This is a genomic window from Blastomonas fulva (genome assembly GCF_003431825.1).
Taxonomy (GTDB): domain Bacteria; phylum Pseudomonadota; class Alphaproteobacteria; order Sphingomonadales; family Sphingomonadaceae; genus Blastomonas; species Blastomonas fulva.
Window position 1 is genome coordinate 2029661 of record NZ_CP020083.1, and the last position, 23399, is coordinate 2053059.

Below are 23399 nucleotides of genomic sequence, written 5' to 3' on the forward strand. Positions count from 1 at the left end.
TGGTCGAGCATGCCGGACGGTGCGCGGCACCGGCAACGGGCCAGGGGGAGCGGCAAGAGGTGCGGTCGCAATGATCAGTCGATTGGGATCGGGCGGCGGCTCTCTGGTGGCCGTGGCGCTGGCCGGGGTCATCGCTGCGACCCTGATCGCCAACCAGCCGATCCGCTTTCCGCTCGACGATGCCTATATCACCATTGCCAATGCCCAGCAGATCGTCACCGGCGCGGTGGACAGCTATGGCTACACCCGCCCGACCGGCGCGACCAGCCTGGTGCACATGCTGCTGCTGGTGCCGCTGGGTCTGGTGATGGCCTGGCCTGCCGCCTCGCTTACCCTGGCGCTGCTCGCAGCGTCGGCTTATGTCCTTGGCCTGTACCGGGCGCTGCTGACGATCAGCAGCCATCGCGGCGTCGCGATCCTCGGCAACATCGCCGGGTTCGCAGGAATCAAGCTGTGGTACCAGTTGATGAACGGGCTGGAGACCGGGCTTGCCATGGCGGCGGTGATCTGGACCGTTTATCTCGCGCAGTTTCCCGACGATCCGGCGCGGCGGCGATGGCTGGCAGGGCTGATCGGGGTGCTGCCCTTCATTCGGCCTGAACTTGCGCTGCTGACCGCCGTGCTGGCGATTGCCGCAGCAGCCAGACTTTACCACCAGCCTGCGCAGCTGGCGCGGCTCGCCGCGCTGACGCTGGGCGTTGCGGCGCTGCTGGCGGCGCTGGCCTGGGCGGCGACGGGCGAGCTGGTTCCGCAGACCGCAGGTGCCAAGGTCGCGTTCTTCGGCGATGGCGGGCTGTCGCTGCCCGACCGGCTGCTGATCGTGCTGCTGTCGGTCGCCACGGCGCCGCTGGGATGGGTGCTGCTCGGCCTCGCCGCGCTGCCCATGGTCCGCGACGGCTGGGCGCTGCTGGCCTTTGTAGGCGCCTATCTGCTCGCCAGCACGCTGTCGCTGCCCAGCGGGCTGATGCACAACGACCAGCGCTACCTTTTCATTTTCGTGCCGCTGGCGCTGGCGGGCTGGGGGGCGCTTGCCGCGCGCGCGGACGTCATGCGCGGCAGGGCCCCGATGATCGTCTCGGCGGGCGCCGCGCTGATGATCGCCAGCTTCTTCCTTGGCGGCTGGAGTTTCTATCGCGACAGCCTTCGCATCACTGCGGATCAGGAGCAGCTTGCCACCTGGGCGAAGCGCAACCTGCCGCGCGATGCCCGGGTGCTGATCCATGATGCGGGCTATTTCGGCTGGCAGACCGACTTCGCGCTGGTCGATGTGGTGGGGCTCAAATCCCCCGATTCGATCGCCGCGCATCGTCGCTGGACGCTGCCGTCGGCGGGCAAGGATCGCGGCCGCGCGGTCGACGAGATCGCGCGAAAGGCACGCGTCACGCATGCGGTGATCCTAGACCGACCCTTTTGGGGCGACATCGCAGGGCATCTGCGCAAGGCGGGCTGGCAGCTCGATCCGCTGCGCGCGGGTCCCGATGACGACTATCACGTCTACCGCCTCACCCCGCCGCAGCAGCGCGCGGCGCGGCGGGAGTGATGGGCAACGCGATCACAAGGGGGCTGAAATGAGGATGCGGATGGCGCTTATGCAATCGATGGTGCTGGCAGGGCTTGCGGTAGTGGGTGCATCCCCCGCGGTCGCGGCAACGGCAACGGTAACGGCAGCCGAGCTTGGCGCGGCCCAGCGTTATGTCGAAAGCATCTATGCCCGGCTCCCGGGCGATTTCGACTATCGCTCGGTCCGCTACACGCCTGCGCTCAAGGCGCTGATCGCCAGGGACGATGCCTGCGCCGCAGCAGGCGGCGGATATTGCGTGATCGATGCCGTCCCGTTTTGCGACTGCCAGGACACCGGCACGGACTACAGGGTCGTCGGCAGCACCGTCACCGCGATCGGCAGATCAGGCGCGCGCGTCACGGTCAACATGCGCAACGGCGGCAAAGTGCGCTACTCGGTCGACCTCGCTTTGGCCAAAGGCGTTTGGTACGTCGCGGATATCGCCACTCCTGCGACCCCCAGCTTTGCCGCCAAGCTGAAACAGGGGCTGCACTGATCGCGCAGCGCGCATCCGCGCCGCAACGGTTCGTCACATTTCGGGCGGGCGCACGCAGCCCCGGCAACGCGCGGGCTTGCGCATTTGCGGCGGACCGGTAGGACGCTGATTGAAGCAGCAGGGGCAGGATCATGGACCGCAAACTCACCTGGTATATTTTCGCAGGCATGATGCTGGGCGTCGCTGTGGGCTATGGCGTGCATATCGGCATTCCCGTGGACAATCCGTGGTTTGATTACACGACCAAGACCTTCAAGCTGCTGTCGGACATCTTCCTCAACCTGATCAAGCTGCTGGTGGCCCCGCTGGTGCTGTCGACCATCGTGGTGGGCATCGCGCATATGGGAGACAGCAGCGCGCTCGGGCGCATCGGCGTACGCGCGCTGACCTGGTTCATTACTGCCAGCTTCATCTCGATCGGCCTCGGGCTGTTGATGGTCAACCTGTTCCAGCCGGGTGTCGGCGCGCCGATCCCCGATGCTGCGGAAGCTGCCAAGATGGTGGGCGAGGTCAAGAAGCTCGATGCCTGGGAATTCACCCTGTCGATCTTTCCGAAGAACGCGCTCGAGGCGCTGGCCACCAACAACATCCTGCAGATCTTGGTGTTTGCCATCTTTGCTGGTGTCGCCCTGTCGGCGATCGGTGAAAAGGGTGCGGCGCTGGTGCGCGGATCCGAAGCGCTGGCCGAAATGATGCTGCAGATCACCGGCTATGTGATGCGCTTTGCTCCCTTTGCGGTGTTCGGCGCGATCGCCAAGGTGGTGGCGGCCAGCGGGCTTGCGATCCTGGGCACCTATTTCGAGCTGCTCGTTGAATTCTACGCCTCGCTGTTGCTGCTGTGGGTGCTGCTGTTGACCATGGGCTGGATCTTCCTGCGCGAAAAGATCTGGCAGCTGATCCGCTATATTCGCGAGCCGCTGCTGATCGCGTTCTCGACAGCCTCGTCCGAGGCCGCTTTGCCCAAGATGTTCGAACAGCTCGACCGTTTCGGCGTCCCGCGCCGCATTTCCGGGTTCATGCTGCCGCTGGGATACAGCTTCAACCTCGACGGATCGATGATGTACATGAGCTTTGCGACGATCTTCATCGCGCAGGCCTATGGCATCGATCTGTCGATCAGCTCGCAGATCCTGATCCTGCTGACACTGATGATCAGCTCCAAGGGAATCGCCGCGGTACCCCGCGCCAGCCTGGTGGTGATCACCGGGACGCTGGCCCAGTTCGGCCTGCCGGTGGAAGGCGTGGCGATCATTCTGGCCATCGACCAGTTCCTCGACATGGGACGGACCGCTACCAACGTCGTCGGCAATGCCGTGGCGACCAGCGTGATCACCAAATGGGAAGGCATGCTGGAGCGCCCCGACCCTGCCGAGCTGGAACTGCCCCACGCCCCGGCGCACACCCCGCACCACGGTACGCGCGGGCTCGATCTGCCCGAAGACGTTTAGGCGCCGGTCGCAGCAATGCGGCCCCGGCGTCGCAAACAAAAAGGCCAGCCGTTCCGCACGACTGGCCCCTTTGATTCAAGTTGTCAGGTCGCTGATCAGTCGATCGTGACCGTGACCGCGCGGCGGTTCTGAGCCCAGGAGCTTTCGTCCGATCCCATCGCGGCGGGGCGTTCCTTGCCATAGCTGACCACGCGCAGCCGCTGCTCGCTGACGCCCAGCGAGACCAGATAGTTTTTCGCGGCGTTGGCGCGGCGTTCGCCCAGCGCGATGTTGTAATCGCGGGTGCCGCGTTCGTCGGCATGGCCTTCGATGATCGCCTGCTTGTTGGGATACTGCGCCAGCCACTGCGCCTGACTCTGCAGCGTGACCTGATCGTCGGAATCGACGTTGTAGCGATCCAGATCGAACAGGATGCGGTCGGAGCGCACCTTGGCGAGGAAATCGCGCTGGCTGCCGGGGACCACGGCATCGCCGACGCCCGAATTGTCCTGACCCATGGAATTGTCGACCGCCGGACCCGGTGCGGGCGGCAGCTCGGGGGGTGCCTTCTTGGCGCATGCACCCAGGGCAATCACGGCGGTCGCCATGATCAGCGTGTTACGGACAGTTCTCATCGAGCGTCTCCTTCTTTCAAGGGGAGGAACAACGCCGCCGGGGATTTCCCGTTACAGCGCATGCTCCATGGGGGAATGGCTATGCTGGACCGGTGCGACGCGGCCCGTGACGACAATACAACCCGTAACTGCGACGAAGCGTGACTCGGTTTGACGCCGAGGTAAACCCCTTTGCCGCAAAAAGCGGCATGCAGCGCAGGTTTGGCACGGGTCACGGCAGGATCGGACCCCAGGAGGGATCGGATCCATCGACCGGAGTGGGCAGTCGCCGCTCGTTCGAGCCGGTCAGATCGACCTGCCACACGGTCGAACTGACCGCGCCGCGCCCGGTGCGGAAGAACTGGATCACGCGTCCGTTGGGCGCCCAGGTGGGGGCCTCGTCCTGCCAGCTGTTGGTCAGCAGCCGCTCGCCGCCGCCCGATGGGCTCATCACGCCGATGCGGAAATTGCCCTGCATCTTGGTGAACGCGATAAGGTCGCCGCGCGGGCTCCATTCGGGCGTGGCATAGCGCCCGCCGCCAAAGCTGATGCGGCGCTGGTTGGAGCCATCGGCGTTCATCACATAAAGCTGCTGGCCGCCGCCCCGGTCGCTTTCGAACACGATCTGGCTGCCATCGGGCGAGAAGCTGCCGCCGACATCGATTCCCGGGCCATCGGTCAGCCGCACCGGGGTGCCGCCCTGGACCGGGATCTTGTAGATGTCGGTGTTGCCGCCGATCGCCATCGAATACAGCAGGAAGCGGCCATCGGGCGACCAGCGCGGAGCGAACGTGGGGTTGCGGCTTTGCGTGACCAGCCGCTGCCGCCCGGTGCCGACATCATAGACATAGATGCGCGGGTTGCCGTCGAGATAGCTCAGATAGGCGATCTGCTTGTAGTCGGGCGAGAAGCGCGGGGTCAGCGCGGTCGACTGGCCGTTGGTGATGAAGCGGTGGTTGGCGCCATCGGAGTCCATGATCGCGAGCCGCTTGGTGCGGTTCCCCTTGGGACCGGTCTCGGCGATATAGGCGATGCGGCTGTCGAAGAACGGGCTTTCGCCCGACAGCCGTGAATAGATCGCATCGGCGCATTTGTGCGCGGCGCGGCGCCAGTCAGCCGGTTCGACGACGAAGCCCTGCCGCGTCAGTTCGCTGCCCAACGCGACGTCGTAGAGATAGCAGCCCACGGTGATCTTGCCGTCGCCGTTCGAGCGGACGAAGCCCTGGATCAGCGCGGCGGCGCTGCGGCCCTGCCAATAGGGGAAGGTGGGCGCGGTGACCTCGTCCACGGTGATGCGTTTGACCGCGCTGCGGCCGATCGGCTTGAACAGGCCCGATCGGTCGAGATCGGAGGCGATCACGTCGCTGATCCGGTTGCCCAGATCCTCGGTGGTGCCCGCCAGCGTGGAATCGCTGCGCGGGGTGGGCAGCGCCGGGACCGCGATTATCAGGTCGGCATTGCCCGCATTGTCGACATCCACCGCCAGCTGCGCCTGAGCGGGGGTGGCGAGCAAGGTCAGGCCGGTGGTGAGCACGAGGCCGAGTTTGGTGAGCGAGGTCATTCGCATGGTTTACAATCCCAGATAGAAAGTTGGTTCGATGGTCTGCCACTCGGAATAGAATTGCGGCGGGAATTTGAACGGGGCGGCGCGGCGGACTGCGGCGATGGCGCGTTCCTTGTGCAGCGCCTCCTGCGCACGGTTGCTGGCGGTCACGCCAGTGGTGACCGCGCTGGGGCTGCCGACGATGTTGCCCGATTCGTCCAGCCGTACGCTGACTTTGGTGCGCAGCTGGTCGGCATCCGCGCCGGTGGGCGGCACCCAGTGCGGCTTGACCTGGCGGAGCAATTCGCGCTGCAGCGATGCGACCACCGCGGGCCCTGCGACCGATGCGGGCGGCGTCTGCGACCGGCTGGTCGAGGCCTTGTCGGTCACCCCTTCCAGAAAATCGCTGCCGATGCGCGGCGCGCGCGGCGCCTTGGCCGCAGGCTTGGCAGCGGGACGATCGGGGCGCCTGCGATCGGAGGTATCGGCGGGTGCGGCAGGCTTGGGCTTTTCAGCCGCCTTGGGTTGCGGCTTGGCTGGCGGCGGCGGGGTGCTGCGCGCAGGCTTGGGCACCGGCGCAGGGCGCGGCTTTTCTGCGGCCTTGGGCTTGGGCGGGGAGGGACGCTCGATCGCCTTGGGCGCGGGCGGCTCAGGGCGCTTAACCGCAGGCGCAGGGGTCGGTTCGGGCTCGGCGGCAGGCTCGGCCTTTTCGATCTCGGGTGCAAGCTCGGGCGCGGTGGCGGTGGCCGCCTCGCGCGTCGGGTTGGGCGCGGTCGAGATCAGCCCAACCTCGTCGGTCAGTTGCACCGAAATCGGCTCGGTGGGCATCTTCAGCTCGCTGCGGCTGGCGATGCCCAGCGACAGCGCGCCGAACAGCGCGACATGGCCGATGACCGCAACCGATAGTCCCAGGCGTTCGCTTTTCTCCATCCCTGCCTGTTTCCAGCCTTTCGTCGCAAAAATGCCTATGGGCGTTCGGATGAACCCGTGGTGACCAGGGATACGCGGTTGAGGCCCGCGCGGTTCAACTCGCCCATCACCAGCATCACCTTGCCGTAATCGAGCGAGCGGTCGGCGCGCAGCATTACCTGCGGCGCATCGCCATTGTCGTCGCCGCGTTCGGCGCGGATCGCTTCCAGCGCGGCGGGCAGGTCCGCCATCGCAACCTGCGCGTCATCGATGAACGGCTGGCCCTCGGCATCGAGCGAGACCTGTACCGGTTCCTTCTCCTGCTCAAGCGCGGCAGCGCGGCTGTCTGGCAGGTCGATCGGCACGCCCGCGACCAGCAAAGGCGCGGTGACCATGAAGATGATCAGCAGCACCAGCATCACGTCGACGAACGGGGTGACGTTGATTTCCGCGATCGGCGCGCGCGAACGGCGCCCCCGTCCGCCGCCTGATGGGCCCAGAGACATCGCCATCAGATCGGGTCCTTCTCGAGTTCGCGGCTGAGCTCGCCATGAAACGCATCGGCAAAGCGGAACAGCCGCCCTTCGAGCTTGTTCAGCCGGTGCGAGAAGCGGTTATAGGCGATAACCGCGGGGATGGCTGCGAACAGCCCGATGGCGGTCGCGAACAGGGCTTCGGCGATACCGGGAGCAACGACCGCGAGCGAGCTGTTCTGTTCGGCGGCAATCGCGGTGAAGCTGCGCATGATCCCCCAGACGGTGCCGAACAGCCCGACGAACGGCGCGACCGATCCGACCGTGGCGAGGAAGTTCAGACGATCGGCCATGGTGTCGATCTCCTGCCCCACGGTGGAGTGCATCGCGGTGGCGAGCCGCTGGCGCGCGCCATCAAGATCGGTGATCCGGCTCTTGGTGGTCCGCCGCCATTCGCCGACGCCCGATGCCAGCACCCGCGCGCTGGGCAGCTTTTCGTGGCCCCGCGCCTTGTAGAACGCATCGATATCGCCCGCCTTCCAGAAATCCTGCTCGAATCCGGTGTTGTCGCGCACGATCTTGCCGATCTTGAGGCCGAAGCTGATGATGATCGTCCAGGTCCAGATGCTGGCGAGTGCAAGGCCGATCATCACCGCCTTGACGACAAGATCCGCCTCCATGAACAGCTTGAGCGGCGACAGGGTGACGGCATCCGGGGTGAGGCCCATGGTATCGATCATAAGCGGGGTCTGTCTTTCTGGTCGGGATCGAGAATGGCGGAAAAAGCGTCCACCCAGGCGCGCGGCTGACGGATGGGGCGCCCTTCGGGATTGATGAATGCTGCGGTAACGTCTGCCTCCAGCAGTGTCTCGATAGAATCGGTGACAGATTGGCCGCGTCGGATGACTCGTTGATGAATGATGCAGGCTGCTGCGCGCAAACGTGTGATCTGGCTCATCACGACAAGGTCGTCGTCCATCTTGGCGGGACGCACGAAGCGCAGGTGCATGTCGGCCACCGCAAAGACCCCGCCACCTGCATCATGCGTTCCGCGCTGGTCGACGGCCAGGCAGCGCAGCATGTCCGACCGCGCGCGCTCCATGTAGCGCAGATAGTTGGCGTGATAGACGATGCCCGAAAAATCGGTGTCCTCGAAATAGACCCGGCAGGCGAAATAATGCGTCTGGCCCTCGAACCGGCCATTGAAGGGAATGATATCGGGCGGGATCATGACCATGGCCTTCGCTTAGAGTCTTTGCGACATCAAAGGCAAGGCTCGCGAGCCCGTGGCGACCGGAAATGCCATTTGGATGCTGCTTTTTGCGCGCGACATTGCTATGGGGCGCGGCCCGGCCTAGATTGGCCGGCCTGATTTTTTCGATACCGTTTGGAGTGATGGACGTGGCGGCAAAATGGACACCGGATAGCTGGCGGACCCAAGAGGCGCGGCATATCCCGGACTATCGCGATGCCGCGGCCCTTGCCGATGCAGAAGCGACGCTGCGCAACTATCCGCCTCTTGTGTTTGCAGGCGAAGCGCGAAACCTGGAAAAGGAACTCGCGCGCGTCGCTGCCGGCGAAGCGTTCCTGCTGCAGGGCGGCGATTGCGCCGAGAGCTTTGCCGAGTTCCACCCCAACAACATCCGCGACACCTTCCGTGTCCTGCTGCAGATGGCGGTGGTGCTGACCTTCGCCTCCAAGCGCCCCGTGGTGAAATTGGGCCGGATGGCGGGCCAGTTCGCCAAGCCGCGCTCGGCACCGACCGAGCGGCAGGGCGATATCGAGATGCCGAGCTATTTCGGCGACAACATCAACGGCATCGAGTTCGATGCAGCGGTGCGCGAGCCCGATCCGCAGCGCATGGTCCGCGCCTATTCGCAGAGCGCAGCGACGCTCAACCTGCTGCGCGCCTTTGCCAGCGGTGGCTATGCCAGTCTGCAGCAGGTGCAGGGCTGGATGCACGATTTCATGGGCCGCAGCCCTTGGGCGGATCGTTACGCGCAGACCGCCGACCGGATCAGCGAAGCGCTCGACTTCATGCGCGCCTGCGGGATCAGCCCCGATACTGTTCCTCAACTGCAGGCGACCAGCTTCTACACAAGCCACGAGGCGCTGCTGCTGCCGTTCGAAGAGGCGATGACGCGGCGCGATTCGCTGACCGGCGACTGGTACGACACCAGCGCGCATTTCCTGTGGATCGGCGACCGCACCCGCTTTGAAGGATCGGCGCATGTCGAGTTCCTGCGCGGGATCGGCAATCCGATCGGCATCAAGTGCGGCCCGAGCCTGAGTACCGATGCGCTGCTCAACATGCTCGATACGCTCAACCCCGCGCGGGTTCCGGGGCGGATGACGCTGATCAGCCGTTTCGGTCACGACAAGGTCGAGGCCGGGCTGGCCCCGCTGGTCCGTGCGGTGAAGAAGGAAGGCCATCCCGTGATCTGGTCGTGCGACCCGATGCACGGCAATGTCGTCAAGTCCGAGAGCGGCTTCAAGACGCGTCCGTTCGAGCGGATCATGGCCGAGCTTCGCGGCTTCTTCGCGGTGCATCGCGCCGAGGGCACGCATGCCGGCGGCATCCATATCGAGATGACGGGGCAGAACGTCACCGAATGTACCGGCGGTGCGATCGCAATCACCGACGAGGCGCTGGGCGACCGCTACCACACACATTGCGACCCGCGTCTCAACGCAGCGCAGTCGCTCGAAGTCGCGTTCGAGGTGGCCGAGATGCTCAACGCCGAAGCCACCGCAGCCGCAAGGAAGGCAGCATGAGCGAGAGGCGGGTCGTCGTGCAGCGCGAAGTCGTCCGCAACGGCGTCGGCTTCGGCAGCGCTCTTGCCATCGCGATCAGCTACACCGCGCACAAATCGGTGCTATGGGCGATCATCCACGGGTTCTTCTCGTGGTTTTACGTCGTGTATTTCCTGCTCACGCGGGACTGACGATTGCAGGTTCCCCTCCCTGGTGAGGGAGGGGCTAGGGGTGGGTCGTCCACGCTGAGCGTAGCATCGGGACGCCTACCCACCCCCAACCCCTCCCTGGAAGGGAGGGGAGCAAGATTGAAAACGACAAAAAGGGGCATCGCATGGCTTTCCGGACATTCATCGCCGCACTGGCCTTCAGCGCCAGCCTGACTGCGCCCGCTTTCGCGCAGGATGTCGCTGCGGCCAAGACCGCGCTGGCGGGGGATTATGACCGGATCGTCAAGGAACTGATTACCATCACCGAAATCCCCGCTCCGCCGTTCGGCGAGCAGGCGCGGGCGGCGTATTTCGCCAAGGCGTTCAAGGATATGGGGCTGGCGGACGTCGCGATCGATGCGGAAGGCAACGTCACCGGGATCAGGCGCGGCACGGTGGCCCCGGGCGGCCCGCTGGTGGTGATCAGCGCGCATCTCGACACCGTCTTCCCCAAGGGGACTAATGTCACCGTGCGGCGCGAGGGCAACACGCTCAATGCGCCGGGCGTGGGCGATGACACCGTCGGGCTCACCGGAATGCTCGCCTGGATCCGCGCGATGAACGCCGCCAAGGTGCCGACCAGGCACGACATCCTGTTCGTCGGTACGGTCGGCGAAGAAGGCCCGGGCGACCTGCGCGGTGTGCGTTACCTGTTCACCAAGAGCGCCTACAAGGACCGGATCGCCGGGTTCATCTCGGTCGATGGGCCCGATCCGTCGCGAATCGTCAACCAGGCGGTCGGCTCAAAGCGCTACAACATCGCGTTTACCGGCCCCGGCGGGCACAGCTATGGCGCCTTCGGCATCGTCAACCCGATGGCGGCGATGGCCGATGCGGTCAAGCGCCTGTACGAGACCGATGTCCCCGCCAGCCCGCGCACCAGCTTTGCTGCCAGCGTCGTCTCGGGCGGCACCTCGGTCAACTCGATCCCCGATCGGATCGAGCTGCAGGTCGACATGCGCTCGCCCGATCCCAAGGCGCTCGATCGGCTGGAAAAGCGCTTCCTCGATATCGTCGATCAGGCCGTCGCGGCAGAGAATTTCGCTCGCTCGACCAATCTGGGCGAGGTCGGCGCGGAAAAGACCCGCATCGGCGACCGGCCCGCAGGCGGCACCGCCGATACGCATCCGCTGGTGGTCACCAGCCAGCGCGTGCTGGCCGAACATGGCTTCCAGACCCAGCTCCAGGCGTCGTCGACCGATTCCAACATCCCGATGAGCCTCGGCATCCCGGCGGTGACCATCGCCACCGGCGGCGGCGGCGGACGCGCGCATTCGGTGGATGAATACGTCAATGTCGAGCGCAACGCGTTCATCGGCGGTCTGTCCTCTGGGCTGGCGCTGGTGGTGGCGGTCGCCAATCTTGACTGGACCGCCAAATGATCCGCGCGCTGGGCCTGAGTGCGGCGTTGCTGCTGCTGGCGGGGTGCGCATCGCCAGTGGTGACTCGGATCGATGCGGCGGTGCCAGCACCCTTGCCTGCGCGGTCGAGCTTTGCGGTGGTGACTCCGCCCGGCGACACGACGCTCGCGCACAGGCAGGCCATCGACATGGTCAGTGCCGCGCTCACCCAGCGCGGCTGGACGATGGCCGGGTCCGCGCCGGAGGCGGGGGACCATCTGCTTTTCGTCACGCTCTCCGATCGCCCCGCCACGGCGGCGCTGCAGGCCGGGGACGATGCTGGCAAGGCGAGTGCCGTGATCGGCCCCGCGCCAGACCGCAAGACTACCAAGGGTTGCGCCAGGCGCGATCATCGCCTCGCCATCCGCCTGACCGATCGGGTCACAGGCGCCGATGTGTACTCGGGGTCGGCGGCGGAGTATCATTGCAAGGCCGCGCTCGACGAGAGCCTGCCCCACTTGGTCGCCGCCGCGCTCGATGGACTGGATGGCTCGCCCGGCCAGCGGATGGTCGAACGCGCCGGGGTGCGCTGAGGGTCCCACATTCCGCCCCCTCCAAGGTGAGGCTTTGCCGTTCTACCCCTCCAGCGGCAGCGTGATCGTGAACTCCGCACCGCCGGCTTCCGCATTCGCTCCTGCAATCGTTCCGCCATGCCGCGCCACGACGGCGGCGACATAGTTCAGGCCCAGGCCGATCCCCTTGACCTCAGCGCCCTTGCCCTCGCTGGCAAAGCGCTGGAACAGGTGCGGCAGGATGGCAGGGTCGATGCCGGGGCCATGATCGCGGATGCGGATGACCAGCGCGCCTTGTGCAGCTTCGATCTCGACCGTCACCGTGCCATTATCGGGGCTGTATTTCACCGCATTGTCGAACAGGTTTACCAGCGCGCGGAACAGGCTTTCGCGCTCGGCGGCGATGAAGGCGCAGTCGCTGGTGTCGACCACGGAAATCTTCACCCCGCGTTGCCGGGCAACCGGCCACAGGCTGTCGGCGGCTTCGCTGGCAAGATCGGCGGCGATCACCGGTTCGGGTGCGAAGGCGCGTTCCTGCATGCGGGCCAGATCGACGAAATTGTCGGCAAGAGTGAGCGTCTGCCGCGCGTGGCGGGCGATGCGCGCGCGATCGAGATCGCCCTGGTCTGTCGCGAGCAGCGCCAGGATCGCCGCCTGCGGCCCGCGCATGTCGTGCGACAGCAGCTGCAGCATCTCCTCGCGTTCGCGCCTTGCAGCGGCAATCGAGGTGATGTCGGTGAGGTAATCGACATGGCCGCGCGGACGACTGCCGGCATCGAGAATCGCGGCACGGCGCAGGACGAAGCTGCGACCGTCGCGGGTTGCGAACTCGATATGCGCCGCGCCCGGATCGGCCAGATAGCGCGCCAGCTCGGTGCGGCTCTCCTCGTCGGCGATCCCGGCGAGCAGCGTCGCGGTGCTCTGGCCCTGCATATCCGCGCCGAACGCCGCATCCGCCGCAGCGTTGGTCAGCACCACCTTGCCCACGCCATCGCTGACCAGTGCGGGATCGGGCAGCCCCGCCAGCGTGTCGCCGACAAAGCGCCTCAGGTCGCGCAGCTGGCCGATCGCGCCGCTCAGCCGGTTGGACTGGCCGGTGACCAGATCGGCATCGGCCAGCCGTGTGTCGCCGATCGGCAGCGCCTCTTCGCGTTCCAGCCGGGCAAGCTCGCCCGCCATATAGTCGCTGGTCGCCTGCAGCCTGCGCCAGCCCCATAAGGGATAGACCAGCGCCAGCCCGAGCAGCGCCGGGCCCGGCGCGATCCACAGATTGGCGGTGAGCGCCGCGATGCTCGTGCCCAGTACCAGCACCGCCAGGCCCAAGACGAGCAAGTTGACGCTGCGTGGCCGCACCCGCCAGAATGCGAGCAGCAGCAGCCATGCCGGGATCAGCGCCATCGCCAGCGCGGCGAGCACATGCGGATGACGCACCCAATGGCCCAACGCGCGCGCGCTGGCGATGTTGGCGTTGATCTCGACCCCGGGCATGTTGCTGCCATTCGATGTCGGCACCGGGTAGCGATCGCCCAACCCCTGCGCGGTGACGCCGATCAGCACCCTGCGCCCCGCGATCAGCGCATTGGGGACCTCGCCGCGCAGCACGCTGGCGAACGACACGGTGGCAAAGCTCTCAGGCGCCGCAAAGCGCAGACGCTCGGGCTCAAGGCACGATGGCCAGTTGGTGGGGGCCGCGGCCATCGTCATCAGATGCGGCAATGGGCGCGCCTGCTTGTCAGCGGCAAAGCAGAGCACCGCCGAGCGCACGGTGCCGTCGCCATCCATCTGCGTGTTGGCATGGCCGACATCGTCGGCGGCGCCGAGCAGCGCGGGCGCAGGATCGATGCGGTCGAAAGCACGGCCATCGCGCCCCGGCTGGATGAACTGGACCGGCAGATAGAGGTGATCGATCCGCACCATGGCCGCCGCCAGCACGGTGTCGTCCGCTTCGGGCTCGGACAGCAGCAGGTCGAGCGTGACCGAGGCAGGGTGCGCCTGGGCAAGCCTATCGATCAGCTGCGCATGCAGGCGGCGCGGCCAGGGCCAGCGGCCCAACGCTTGCAGACTGGGCTCGTCGACCGCGATGATCAGGATGTCCGGGTCTGGCGGAGCCGGTGCCACCCGCATCGCCGCATCATAGAGCAGATCATCGGCAGGCCGGGTCCATCCGCCCAGGGTGGCGGCGATGATGATCGCCGAGGCAATCATCGCCACCACGGCCCATTCGATCTGGAACCGGCGCCGCAGAGCTGCGGTTCCGGAGCCCTTATTCATCGATGGAGAAGCTCTCGAACTCGGTCCAGTCGATATCGGTCTCTTCGGGCGTGAAGGTCGTGGTGCCGACGCGCCACATGTACCGGCCCGGCGGCAGATCGCCCAGGATGATCGACGATCCGGTCAGCCCGGCCTCGTCGACGACGAGATTGGGTGTGTCCTGCGTGCGCAGCTGGAAATGATAGCGGCGCAGGCCATCGCCGGTGCCGATCCAGCGAAAGACATAGCCGTCCTCGCCCGCGGCGGCACCCTGGGTCGCGGTTGCCAGGCGGCGCTTGAAGGTGAACGTGCCGGGCATCCCTTCGAGCCCGGACGTCGCGATCGCGGTGAACCGCGCGAAGTAATTGCCGTTGGGCAGCGCGTCTGTCACGAATGCAGGCGAGGGGCTGGACACGTCGCCGACGATATCGACAAAGCCGCTGTCGCGCGCGATCTGCAGGCGATAGGCCCGCGCGCCGGGGACCGCCTCGACCGAGAACGCCAGCATTGGGTTGCGCTGCTTGCCGCCGCCTGTCGCCAACGCGGGTGGAGGCAGCAACTGTTCGACCAGTATGCCGCCGCTCTTGCCGATCACCGCGCCGAACTCTGCTACCAGGCGGGTGTCGGCAGTCTTGGCCGGGCCACTGATCGCCAGTCCGCCCTCGATCAGCTCGGCGCGGGCCTGGCCCTGTTGCGCGTCATAATGGGTGCGAAAATCGGTGCCGCGCACCGCGGACACCGCGATCGGGTTGCGCAGGCGGAAGCGGTCGTCGCGGTTGCGGAACGGCGAAACCCGGCTGCGCACCCCGCCGCTTTCCAGCGCCAGTTCGTAATCGATGCTGTCGGTGATCAGCAGCTTGCGCAGCCGTGCGATCTGCAAGGCACTGTTGGATGGCAGGGTGATCACCGAGCCATCGCTCAGCGCCAGCGACAGCGAGGAGGCGGGGCCGGTGACCACGCGCGCGCCTTCGCCCAGGCTCTGCCCCATCGTCACAGCCTGCAATCCGCCGCCGCCTGCCGCCGAGCGCGCATCCCCGCGAAACGCGGCAACGCTGGCCGATGCGGGGCGGAACTTGAGCAGCCGGACGGGAAGGATCAGCTTGCGCGCGACAGGCAGCCGGTGCGGATCGGCGACGCGGTTGATCCGCTGCACCTGCTTCCAGTCGCCCTCGCGGATCAACCAGGCACGGCCCAGCGTGATCAGCGTATCGCCCTTGCGCACGGTATAGGTGATCGCATCATCGCCCCCCGGCTGTTGCGCCAGCGCGCGATCGGGGGCCAACGCAGCACCGCAGACCAGCGCAACGAGGAACAGCAGGCAGCATGTCAGCGATGCGCGCAGGGTCATTCGGAGGCTGAAAGGTCCTTGGCCGGGTCTATCGTTTCGAGACGATAGCCATAGCCGAAAACCGTGAAGATGCGAAACCCGTTCTCGGGCTTCAGCGCCAGCTTGGAGCGGACGCGCGAGATGTGCATGTCGAGCGTGCGGGTGGCGAGGTCCGCGCTCGTCCGCCAGATCGTTTCCATGATATAGGCGCGCGACAGCGTGCGGTCGCGGTTGCGGAACAAGAGGTCCGCAAGCTCGAATTCCTTGGCGGTCAGCGTGATCTCGAGACCCAGATGGCGGATCGTCTGCGCCATCCGATCCAGCCGGTAGGCGCCGAATTCCGCCACCTTGTCCATGCTCGCGCTGGCGCTGGTCCGCCGCAGCACCGCTGCGATGCGCGCGGCGATGACGCTGTCTTCCTCGGGCTTGGTGATATAGTCGTCCGCGCCGGCGTTGAGCGCCTCGGTGATGTCGCGCTTGGCGGTGCGACCAGTCAACATGATGACGGGGGGTGGGTTGTCCAGCGTCTGCCGCATCCACTGGATGATCTGCAGACCGTTCTTGCCCGGCATGTTCCAGTCCAGCATCACCAGATCGAACGTGTCCCGCAACAACGCCGCCGCCAGTCTTTCGCCATCGTTGAAGCGGGCGCAGATATGGCCCATGCCCGCTATGATGTGTTCCAGATAGACAAGGCTCTCGCCATCATCATCGGCTATTGCGATGCGCATAAGTTCCCCTGACTGTGCGCCCACTGAGCAGTTAACTAATCTTAAGCATGCCAAATGCCTGTTTTTACAGTGGTTGGCGAGTCCTTCGTATACGTTTTTACATAGCTTTACACCAATCCGGTGACGCCCTGCCCAAGTCCTTGTATTGCAACGACGTGAAGGCCATGGATCCGGCCTTCAAAACATGAGGAAACCATGAAAATCAGCGCAGACCATCTGCAAGAGCTCGCCGCCACGCTTGGCTTTGCGATTCCGCAAGGTGCCATCGATGTGTTCAGCCCCGTCGACGGCGCGCGGGTGGCCGGGTTCGATTCTGCCGATTCCGTTACGGCGGGCGATATCGCGGAGCGCGCTGCTGCTGCGTTTCGCCAGTGGCGCACGGTCCCCGGCCCGCGCCGGGGCGAGTTGGTGCGCAGGCTCGGCGAGGAACTGCGCCGCCACAAGGCAGAGCTCGGCATGCTGGTGACGCTCGATTGCGGCAAGCCCTTGTCCGAAGGGCTGGGCGAGGTGCAGGAGATGATCGACATCTGCGATTTCGCAGTCGGACTGTCGCGGCAGCTGCACGGTCTCACCATCGCCAGCGAACGCCCTGGCCACCGGATGAGCGAGACCTGGCACCCGCTGGGGCCGGTGACGATCATCACCGCGTTCAACTTCCCGGTTGCGGTCTGGGCCTGGAACGCCGCGCTGGCGCTGGTCTGCGGCGACAGCGTGGTGTGGAAGCCTTCGGAAAAGACCCCGCTGACCGCGATCGCGGTGCAGGCGCTGTTCGACCGTGTGGCAGCGGACTTCGGTCCGGACGCGCCCGAGGGGCTGGCCCAGCTCGTTCTGGGCGATGCGAAGGCGGGTGCAGCCTTGGTCGATCACCCGGCGATTGCGCTCGTCTCGGCCACCGGCAGCACCGCGATGGGGCGGATCGTGGGGCAGGCGGCGGCGAAGCGCTTTGCGCGCAGCCTGCTCGAGCTCGGCGGCAACAACGCGACGGTGGTTGCGCCGAGCGCCGACATGGACCTCGCGCTCACCGGCTGTGCGTTCGGCTTCATGGGAACGACGGGCCAGCGCTGCACCTCGCTCAGGCGGCTGTTCGTCGAGCGCGGAACATACGACGCGTTCGTGCCGCGGATCATCTCGGCAGCATCGCGGCTGCCGATCGGCGATCCGCGCGATCCGGCGCATCTGGCAGGACCGCTGATAGACGAGGCGTCGTTTGCAGCGATGCAGGCGGCGCTCGCCGATGCCCGCGCGCTGGGGGCAACGGTGCACGGCGGCGAGCGGATCGATGGACCGGGAGAGGGCGTGTACGTCCGCCCGGCGGTTGTCGAGATGCCCGCGCAGACCGGCCCGATGCTGCGCGAAACCTTCGCGCCGATCCTCTATTGCCTGCGCTACGACACGCTGGACGAGGCGACCGCGCTCAACAATGCCGCAACGCAGGGCCTGTCGTCGTCGATCTTCACCAACGACCTGCGCGAGGCCGAAGCGTTCGTCGCCGCAGCGGGCAGCGATTGCGGAATCGCCAACGTCAACATCGGTACTTCGGGCGCGGAAATCGGCGGCGCATTCGGCGGCGAAAAGGAAACCGGCGGCGGCCGCGAGTCCGGATCGGACAGCTGGAAGGCCTATATGCGTCGCCAGACCAGCACGGTGAACTATTCGCACGCGTTGCCGCTCGCGCAGGGGGTGGCGTTTGAGCTGTGAGGGGGGAGGGTGATTTTTGAGCGGGAGCGGCCTGCTCATATCGCGACACGGCCTGAATGTCCCGGTCCCCTGCGAAGGCAGGGGCCCATAACCTGACCGTCGTGCTTGCGTGCGAGGGCAGGAGATGGATGCCTGCCTTCGCAGGCAATCGGGCAGGCAAGCGGCGGAGAGGGCAGAAGGACGCCCGGTTTCAGACCTTGCTTTACCACCTCCGCTCATCCTGAGCCGCGGGCCTCAGCCCGCGAAGTCGAAGGACCCGCGCCCACGCTGGCGGAATAGCGGGGCCTTCGACAAGCTCAGGCTGAGCGGAGGGGGTGGCGGCCATGGAGCACTGCCGCTAAAAAAGTTGTCAGTCAGCAATCGACCCCATGATAGTCTTTCAGCAGATGTCGGGGTAAACCAAGAGCCGTCCTTAATTTATGACGGTGGCCGACCATGGCGTCCCTAGGTGCATGTAAACTCGATTAGGAGGGGCGATCGTGACAAACCAGCCAGCCGGCATTCCCGAAGACGTCCTAGCATGGACGAGGGAACGAGTTCGCGAACGAGGACCGGTGCCGATGACGGATCAGATCTTTCGTCATGGTCGAGCCTATCACGAATGCGCGCTTAGATGTCTGGAGTTTCGCGGGGAGGGGCAGGCTTTCCTTTTCCAACCTAGCCTCGTCTTGCTTGCATTCGTGGTTGAGATCTACCTCAAAGGTTTGCTGGTTGCAGAAGGGAAAGACGCTCGCGGACACGACCACACACGACTTTTTGAGCAACTGGATTCGCCGACTAGGGCGAAAATCGCGGCGCGCTACGCCGAGCGCCATCAAGGTCAGGAACTCGCCGGAGATCTTCCTGGGTTTTCGAAGCTATTTGTCGATGCTCGCTATTCATATGAGCTGAAGGGTGAGCATGTGCACGACATATCGGGCGTCGCTCAACTCGCCTCCACGCTATATGAAGTATGGGCAGATTCGAGGCCGGAGCTCATCGAGACGGGAGTTGTCCATGATCGGATTACAGCCAAGAAGCAGGGCGCGCCGATCATTAATCCGAAAGGCTGATTTCCGGCTCGGTGAACCCGAAAGCAGGGTTTCCGTTTCCCACCCAGCGCCAGCCTCCAGACCCTGTTCCAGCGTACCCCAAAACCAGCCGTCCGCTTAACGCACGCTACCCCGCCCCAGCCCGCTCGCCGTGCCCCAGCGCGAGGTAGCTGTCCGACTGCATTTCCATCAGCCGCGAGATCGTGCGATCGAACTCGAACCTTCCGTCGCCGCTCGAATAAAGGTCCATCGGCTCGGCATCGGCAGACGCGATCAGCTTGACCTTCATCTCGTAGAGCGCGTCGATCAGCGTCACGAAGCGCGCGGCCTCGTTGCGGTTTTCGGGGCCGAGTTGCGGAATGCCGACCAGGAACACGGTGTGGTAGCGCCGCGCGATGGCGAGATAGTCGGGCGCGCCGCGGGCTTCGGTGCAGAGCTTCTTGAACGAGAATACCGCAACGCCCTTCAGCGACTTGGGCACGTGGATGCTGCGCCCGCCGCTGATCGCAACCTCGCCGCTGGGCACGTGCGCGGCATCATCGGGCGAGTAATCGGTCATCCGGAAGAAGGCTTCGCGCAGGGCAGCTGTGGCGGCGGGGCCGTTGGGGACGTGCCAGGTATTGGTGCCCGAAAGGCGCTCGAGCCGGTAGTCGGTCGGGCCGTTCAAGGATTGCACGTCGAGCCGCTGGTTGATGAGCGCGATGAAGGGCAGGAAATGCTCGCGGTTGAGCCCGTCCTTGTAGAGGTCGTCCGGCGGGCGGTTGGAGGTGGCGACAACGGTGACGCCCGATTCGATGATCGCGGTGAACAGCCGCGACATGATCATGGCGTCCGCAGAGTTGTTGACCACCATCTCGTCGAACGCGATCAGCCGGTAATTGTCGCTGAACTGTTTTGCCACTGGCGGGATCGGATCGCCCTGCATCTTGTCGCGCTCGACCCGCAGCCGCGCGTGGATGTCCTGCATGAACTCGTGAAAGTGGACGCGGATCTTGCGCTGGATATCGACCGATTCGTAGAACAGGTCCATCAGCATCGATTTGCCGCGCCCGACGCCGCCGAACATGTAGAGCCCGCGCACCGGCTGCGGCTGGGGCTGCATCGCCATCAGTCGCCACAGCAGCGATCCACGCGGCGGCACGGCCTGTAGCGCATCCTGCATTGCCTGCAATCGTACCGCGGCGGCGCGCTGGTCGGGATCGGGACGCAGTTCGCCTGCGGTGACCAGCGCGTCATAGCGGGCGAGCGTGCCGGTCATGACGGTGATCCGCTGCGTGCACCGATCTTGCGACCCGGCATCTTGCGGATCGTGCCGGTATAAGCGCAGATGCTGATGCCCTGCTGCTTGACCAGTCCGCGCAGGAACAGCATCCGCCCGGTTTCCTTGATGATCTCGACCTCGCAGTCCATCGGTACGCCCACCTTGCCGGCGCCCACGAAGTGTGTGCTGAGGTCAAGCGTCACGCCCGGGCCTTCGCGCAGCGATCCGTTGAGCCGTGCGCAGACGAACATCGAGATATCCACCTGGGTCAGGATCGCGCCGCCATGGACGTTGTCGGCAAGGTTGCCTTGCAGGTGGCCGGGGACGGTGCGCACGACGACGGTGCCGTCCGCGCGTTGCATCACCGACATCGGCCCCAGAGTGCTGTTGTAGCGGCCTTTTTCTCGCAGCTCCCACCGCATCCAGCCCGGGTGGTCCGGGTCTGGTCCGAGGGCAAATTCATCAGGCAATACGCCGTCCAGAACCAAAGGCGAGTCTGCGTCCACCGGGAGAGGGACAATCAAACCGGTCAGACGTGCCGTTCGACCTGCATCTTCTTGATCTCGGCGATCGCGCGCGCGGGGTTGAGGCCCTTGGGGCAGACGTTGGCGCAGTTCATGATCGTGTGGCACCGATAGAGGCGGAAGGGATCTTCCAGCTCGTCGAGCCGCTCACCGGTCATCTCGTCGCGGCTGTCGGCGAGCCAGCGATAGGCCTGCAGCAGGATGGCGGGGCCCAGGAACTTGTCCGAGTTCCACCAGTAGCTCGGGCAGCTGGTCGAGCAGCACGCGCACAGGATGCACTCGTAAAGGCCGTCGAGCTTGGCGCGGTCGGCGGGCGACTGCAGCCGCTCCTTGCCCGAGGGCACCGGCGTCACGGTCTGCAGCCAGGGGCGGATCGAGGCATACTGCGCGTAGAAATGGCTGAAATCGGGGACCAGATCCTTGATCACGTCCATGTGCGGCAGCGGGGTGATGCGCACCTCGCCCTTGCAATCCTCGATCGCGGTGGTGCAGGCCAGGCCATTGCGGCCGTTGATGTTCATCGAGCACGAGCCGCAGATCCCCTCCCGGCACGAGCGGCGGAAGGTCAGCGTCGAGTCCTGCTCGGACTTCATCTTGATCAGCGCGTCGAGCACCATCGGGCCGCAATCGTCCAGATCGATGTCGAACGTGTCGTAACGCGGGTTCTCGCCGCTGTCGGGATCATAGCGATAGACCTTGAATTTCTTGGTCCGGCCCCCGGTCTTCGCCTGAAACGCCTGGCCCTTGCCAGTGATCTTGCTGTTCGCCGGAAGCGTAAAGGTAGCCATGGAAATCCCTCGTCAATCTGTGCGTCCAGCGCCTAGATAGACACTTTAGCGCGCAGGCTCAACGGCAGAAGGGGAGCGGGTGCGAAAAAGGTGCGGCTTGCCAAGCTTGTGATGTTGCACGCTGGACGACTATACGGAAAAGCCGTATAGTCGAATGATGGGGCCGGCGCTGAAATTCGACTGGGACGATGACAAGGCGTCATCGAATGTCGCCAAGCACGGCATCGGCTTCGAATATGCAGTGCGCGTCTTTCTCGATGCGGATCGCGTGGATTTCGACGTGTCACGCAGCGAGGATGGCGAAGAGCGCCGCAAGACCGTGGGCATGATCGAGCAGCGACTGTTCGCGGTGGTGTATACCGAGCGGCCAAACTCGATCCGCATCATCTCCGCAAGGCGCTGCAATGGAAAGGAACAAAGACGATATGGCACGTTTCAAGCTTGATCCTGCGCACCCACCCGTTCTGGATGCCGACACGGCAGCGCGGCTTGATGCGATGACCGATGCCGATCTGACCGCACAGGCGCTGAGCGACCCGGACAATCTGCCACTCACGGAAGAGGAGCTTGCACGGCTGGCATCCGCGCGCAGGGTGCGGTCGGTCCGCGCGCGGACAGGGCTCAGCCAGCAACGCTTTGCTGACACCTACAGGATCAACATCGCCCGGCTGCGCGATCTCGAACAGGGACGAACGCGCGCCGACAGCGCGTTGCTTGCCTATCTTGCGGTGATCGAGGGAGAGCCTGAGGCGGTGTTGCGCGCCTTGGGGTGATTACCCCATCAGCCCATGGCTCCGCAGGCTCTCTGCGACGATCGTCTCGATCAGCTGTTCCTGGGTCCATCCGGCGCGGACGGCGGAGCGGCCGAAGACCTTTTGCGACCACAGGTTGCAGTTGAGGTTGACCTCGAGGAAGTTGAGTTCGCCCTTGTCCTGGTCCAGCCGAAACTCGTAGCGGCCATAGTCGAACGGCACGAACTCCTGCGCGAGGTTGGCGGTGTGCCCGGCGATGGCGGCCTCGAAGGGCGAACCATCGAAGTCGACCAGTTCGTACTTGCTGGCACGTTCGACCAGATCGCGCTTTTCCCAATAGGTGCGCAGATGGGTCGGATCGGCCTGCTCGAACAGCATCATCGGCAGGATCACGGGTTTGCCGTGGATGGTCACCACCGGCACCTCGACATCGCTGCCGGTAAGGAACGGCTCGACGATCGCGTCATGGCCTTCCTCGTGGATCGCGGCCACCGCGTCGCGCACGCCGGCCCAGTCGCCCGCGTCGCGCACGCCCCAGCTCGCCGACGAGGCGTTGGGCTTGATCACCATGCGCTCGGCCATCGGGCAGAGCTTCTCGTCGACCGGGCCGCCCTTGCGATAGATCGCCCAGTCCGCCGTCGGCAGGCCGCGCGCGCGCGCCACCAGCTTGGAGAGATGCTTGTCATCGGACAGGCCGCGCAGGATCGGGCTGCCGCCGAGATAGGGCAGGTTCCTGCGGTTGCAAAGCAAGGGCACCAGCATCTCGGAATTGACGAACCCGCCGCGGTTGAGCAGCGAGAAGACAAAGTCGACCTCAGGCGGATCGAACAGCATCGCGTACTGGTTGCCCACCTGCAGGTTGTCGAATAGCCCTTCCAGGATGGTGCGCACCTCGTTGTGGTAGACCGCGTGGTTGCCGTCCTCGGGGTGTAGCGAGCCATCGCCCAGCGCATGCTTGGCGAGGAACAGGACCTTCAGCGTTTCGCGCGTCTTGGCATCGATGGTGAGCGGGGCAGGGTATTGGGTCACTGAAAAGGCACACTTTCGTTGTTCATCCGGGGGCCAGCAGCCCGGGCCGGGGTTCCTTCAGGCAGGGCGAATGACCCAAGACAACTTGCCATTGCGGCCAACACCCCTAT

The 23399-nt window shown here is 65.3% G+C and carries 24 protein-coding genes; 11 read left to right on the plus strand and 13 right to left on the minus strand.

Annotated elements, in window-relative coordinates; genetic code table 11:
* The first annotated feature begins 70 nt into the window (after positions 1–70).
* The 3 genes from B5J99_RS09455 to B5J99_RS09465 all read left to right on the plus strand — a co-directional run bounded on the left by B5J99_RS09455 (position 71) and on the right by B5J99_RS09465 (position 3505).
* Positions 71–1540, plus strand: coding sequence for a hypothetical protein (locus tag B5J99_RS09455; protein ID WP_162892536.1), 1470 nt, complete (start codon positions 71–73; stop codon positions 1538–1540).
* A gap of 40 nt (positions 1541–1580) precedes the next feature.
* A complete protein-coding gene (locus B5J99_RS09460) occupies positions 1581–2057 on the plus strand; it encodes a hypothetical protein (RefSeq protein ID WP_117352266.1) in 477 nt (158 codons plus the stop codon).
* Between the two features lie 131 nt (positions 2058–2188).
* The gene (locus B5J99_RS09465; RefSeq protein WP_117352267.1) at positions 2189–3505 is read left to right on the plus strand and encodes a dicarboxylate/amino acid:cation symporter; all 1317 of its coding nucleotides are present in this window, start codon (positions 2189–2191) and stop codon (positions 3503–3505) included.
* 95 nt (positions 3506–3600) lie between these two features.
* Here B5J99_RS09465 and pal read toward each other — a convergent pair whose 3' ends face one another.
* The 6 genes from pal to B5J99_RS09495 form a co-directional block, all read right to left on the minus strand.
* Positions 3601–4119, minus strand: a complete 519-nt coding sequence (gene pal, locus B5J99_RS09470; RefSeq protein WP_171900156.1) for a peptidoglycan-associated lipoprotein Pal — start codon at positions 4117–4119, stop codon at positions 3601–3603.
* A 211-nt stretch (positions 4120–4330) separates the two neighbouring features.
* On the minus strand, positions 4331–5665 hold the full coding sequence (gene tolB, locus B5J99_RS09475) for a Tol-Pal system beta propeller repeat protein TolB (RefSeq protein WP_117352268.1): 1335 nt from the start codon (positions 5663–5665) through the stop codon (positions 4331–4333).
* Positions 5666–5668: 3 nt separating this feature from the next.
* Positions 5669–6571 (minus strand): cell envelope biogenesis protein TolA, encoded by a 903-nt coding sequence (locus tag B5J99_RS09480; RefSeq protein WP_117352269.1) that lies wholly within the window; start codon positions 6569–6571, stop codon positions 5669–5671.
* Between the two features lie 35 nt (positions 6572–6606).
* Positions 6607–7062 carry an ExbD/TolR family protein gene (locus B5J99_RS09485; protein ID WP_054133415.1) on the minus strand — a complete coding sequence of 152 codons (456 nt, stop codon included), beginning with the start codon at positions 7060–7062 and terminating at the stop codon, positions 6607–6609.
* Positions 7062–7763 carry a protein TolQ gene (tolQ, locus tag B5J99_RS09490; RefSeq protein WP_054133414.1) on the minus strand — a complete coding sequence of 234 codons (702 nt, stop codon included), beginning with the start codon at positions 7761–7763 and terminating at the stop codon, positions 7062–7064. The genes B5J99_RS09485 and tolQ overlap by 1 nt, the downstream gene beginning before the upstream one ends.
* Entirely contained in the window at positions 7760–8260 is a 501-nt protein-coding gene (locus tag B5J99_RS09495; RefSeq protein WP_425456391.1) for a YbgC/FadM family acyl-CoA thioesterase, read from the minus strand. Before B5J99_RS09495 ends, tolQ begins: the two co-directional genes overlap by 4 nt.
* Positions 8261–8424: 164 nt before the next feature.
* On the opposite strand from B5J99_RS09495, the gene B5J99_RS09500 reads away from it, so the two are divergent.
* The 4 genes from B5J99_RS09500 (at position 8425) to B5J99_RS09510 (ending at position 11919) form a co-directional block, all read left to right on the plus strand.
* Positions 8425–9798, plus strand: a complete 1374-nt coding sequence (locus B5J99_RS09500) for a class II 3-deoxy-7-phosphoheptulonate synthase (protein ID WP_117353439.1) — start codon at positions 8425–8427, stop codon at positions 9796–9798.
* Positions 9795–9968, plus strand: a complete 174-nt coding sequence (locus B5J99_RS19530) for a hypothetical protein (RefSeq protein WP_162892538.1) — start codon at positions 9795–9797, stop codon at positions 9966–9968. Before B5J99_RS09500 ends, B5J99_RS19530 begins: the two co-directional genes overlap by 4 nt.
* A gap of 143 nt (positions 9969–10111) precedes the next feature.
* Positions 10112–11368: a M20/M25/M40 family metallo-hydrolase gene (locus B5J99_RS09505; protein WP_117352270.1), complete on the plus strand. Its 1257-nt coding sequence runs from the start codon at positions 10112–10114 to the stop codon at positions 11366–11368.
* Positions 11365–11919 carry a DUF4136 domain-containing protein gene (locus tag B5J99_RS09510; protein ID WP_117352271.1) on the plus strand — a complete coding sequence of 185 codons (555 nt, stop codon included), beginning with the start codon at positions 11365–11367 and terminating at the stop codon, positions 11917–11919. Before B5J99_RS09505 ends, B5J99_RS09510 begins: the two co-directional genes overlap by 4 nt.
* 42 nt (positions 11920–11961) lie before the next feature.
* Here B5J99_RS09510 and B5J99_RS09515 read toward each other — a convergent pair whose 3' ends face one another.
* Genes B5J99_RS09515 through B5J99_RS09525 form a run of 3 tightly spaced genes read right to left on the minus strand, consistent with a single transcriptional unit; the run spans position 11962 to position 16206 of the window.
* Entirely contained in the window at positions 11962–14169 is a 2208-nt protein-coding gene (locus B5J99_RS09515) for a CHASE2 domain-containing protein (protein WP_117352272.1), read from the minus strand.
* A complete protein-coding gene (locus B5J99_RS09520; RefSeq protein WP_117352273.1) occupies positions 14162–15496 on the minus strand; it encodes a FecR family protein in 1335 nt (444 codons plus the stop codon). Before B5J99_RS09520 ends, B5J99_RS09515 begins: the two co-directional genes overlap by 8 nt.
* The gene (locus B5J99_RS09525) at positions 15493–16206 is read right to left on the minus strand and encodes a response regulator transcription factor (RefSeq protein WP_069049420.1); all 714 of its coding nucleotides are present in this window, start codon (positions 16204–16206) and stop codon (positions 15493–15495) included. Before B5J99_RS09525 ends, B5J99_RS09520 begins: the two co-directional genes overlap by 4 nt.
* Positions 16207–16401: 195 nt before the next feature.
* Between B5J99_RS09525 and amaB the strand changes: the two genes are divergently transcribed.
* Entirely contained in the window at positions 16402–17904 is a 1503-nt protein-coding gene (amaB, locus tag B5J99_RS09530) for an L-piperidine-6-carboxylate dehydrogenase (RefSeq protein ID WP_117352274.1), read from the plus strand.
* Between the two features lie 560 nt (positions 17905–18464).
* Positions 18465–18956, plus strand: coding sequence for a hypothetical protein (locus B5J99_RS09535; protein ID WP_054133407.1), 492 nt, complete (start codon positions 18465–18467; stop codon positions 18954–18956).
* Positions 18957–19062: 106 nt separating this feature from the next.
* Here the strand turns inward: B5J99_RS09535 and zapE are convergent, their stop codons facing one another.
* The 3 genes from zapE to B5J99_RS09550 form a co-directional block, all read right to left on the minus strand.
* Positions 19063–20193 carry a cell division protein ZapE gene (gene zapE, locus B5J99_RS09540; protein WP_117352275.1) on the minus strand — a complete coding sequence of 377 codons (1131 nt, stop codon included), beginning with the start codon at positions 20191–20193 and terminating at the stop codon, positions 19063–19065.
* Positions 20190–20567 (minus strand): PaaI family thioesterase, encoded by a 378-nt coding sequence (locus B5J99_RS09545; RefSeq protein WP_245991584.1) that lies wholly within the window; start codon positions 20565–20567, stop codon positions 20190–20192. The genes zapE and B5J99_RS09545 overlap by 4 nt, the downstream gene beginning before the upstream one ends.
* A 158-nt stretch (positions 20568–20725) precedes the next feature.
* On the minus strand, positions 20726–21508 hold the full coding sequence (locus B5J99_RS09550; protein WP_054133405.1) for a succinate dehydrogenase iron-sulfur subunit: 783 nt from the start codon (positions 21506–21508) through the stop codon (positions 20726–20728).
* A 154-nt stretch (positions 21509–21662) separates the two neighbouring features.
* Between B5J99_RS09550 and B5J99_RS09555 the strand changes: the two genes are divergently transcribed.
* Together B5J99_RS09555 and B5J99_RS09560 are read left to right on the plus strand one after the other, a co-directional pair.
* Entirely contained in the window at positions 21663–21953 is a 291-nt protein-coding gene (locus B5J99_RS09555) for a BrnT family toxin (protein WP_211337808.1), read from the plus strand.
* Positions 21934–22281: a helix-turn-helix domain-containing protein gene (locus B5J99_RS09560; RefSeq protein WP_054133404.1), complete on the plus strand. Its 348-nt coding sequence runs from the start codon at positions 21934–21936 to the stop codon at positions 22279–22281. The genes B5J99_RS09555 and B5J99_RS09560 overlap by 20 nt, the downstream gene beginning before the upstream one ends.
* Here the strand turns inward: B5J99_RS09560 and B5J99_RS09565 are convergent, their stop codons facing one another.
* Complete coding sequence (locus B5J99_RS09565; protein WP_117352276.1) at positions 22282–23289, minus strand: D-alanine--D-alanine ligase family protein; 1008 nt, start codon at positions 23287–23289, stop codon at positions 22282–22284.
* Positions 23290–23399: the final 110 nt, after the last annotated feature.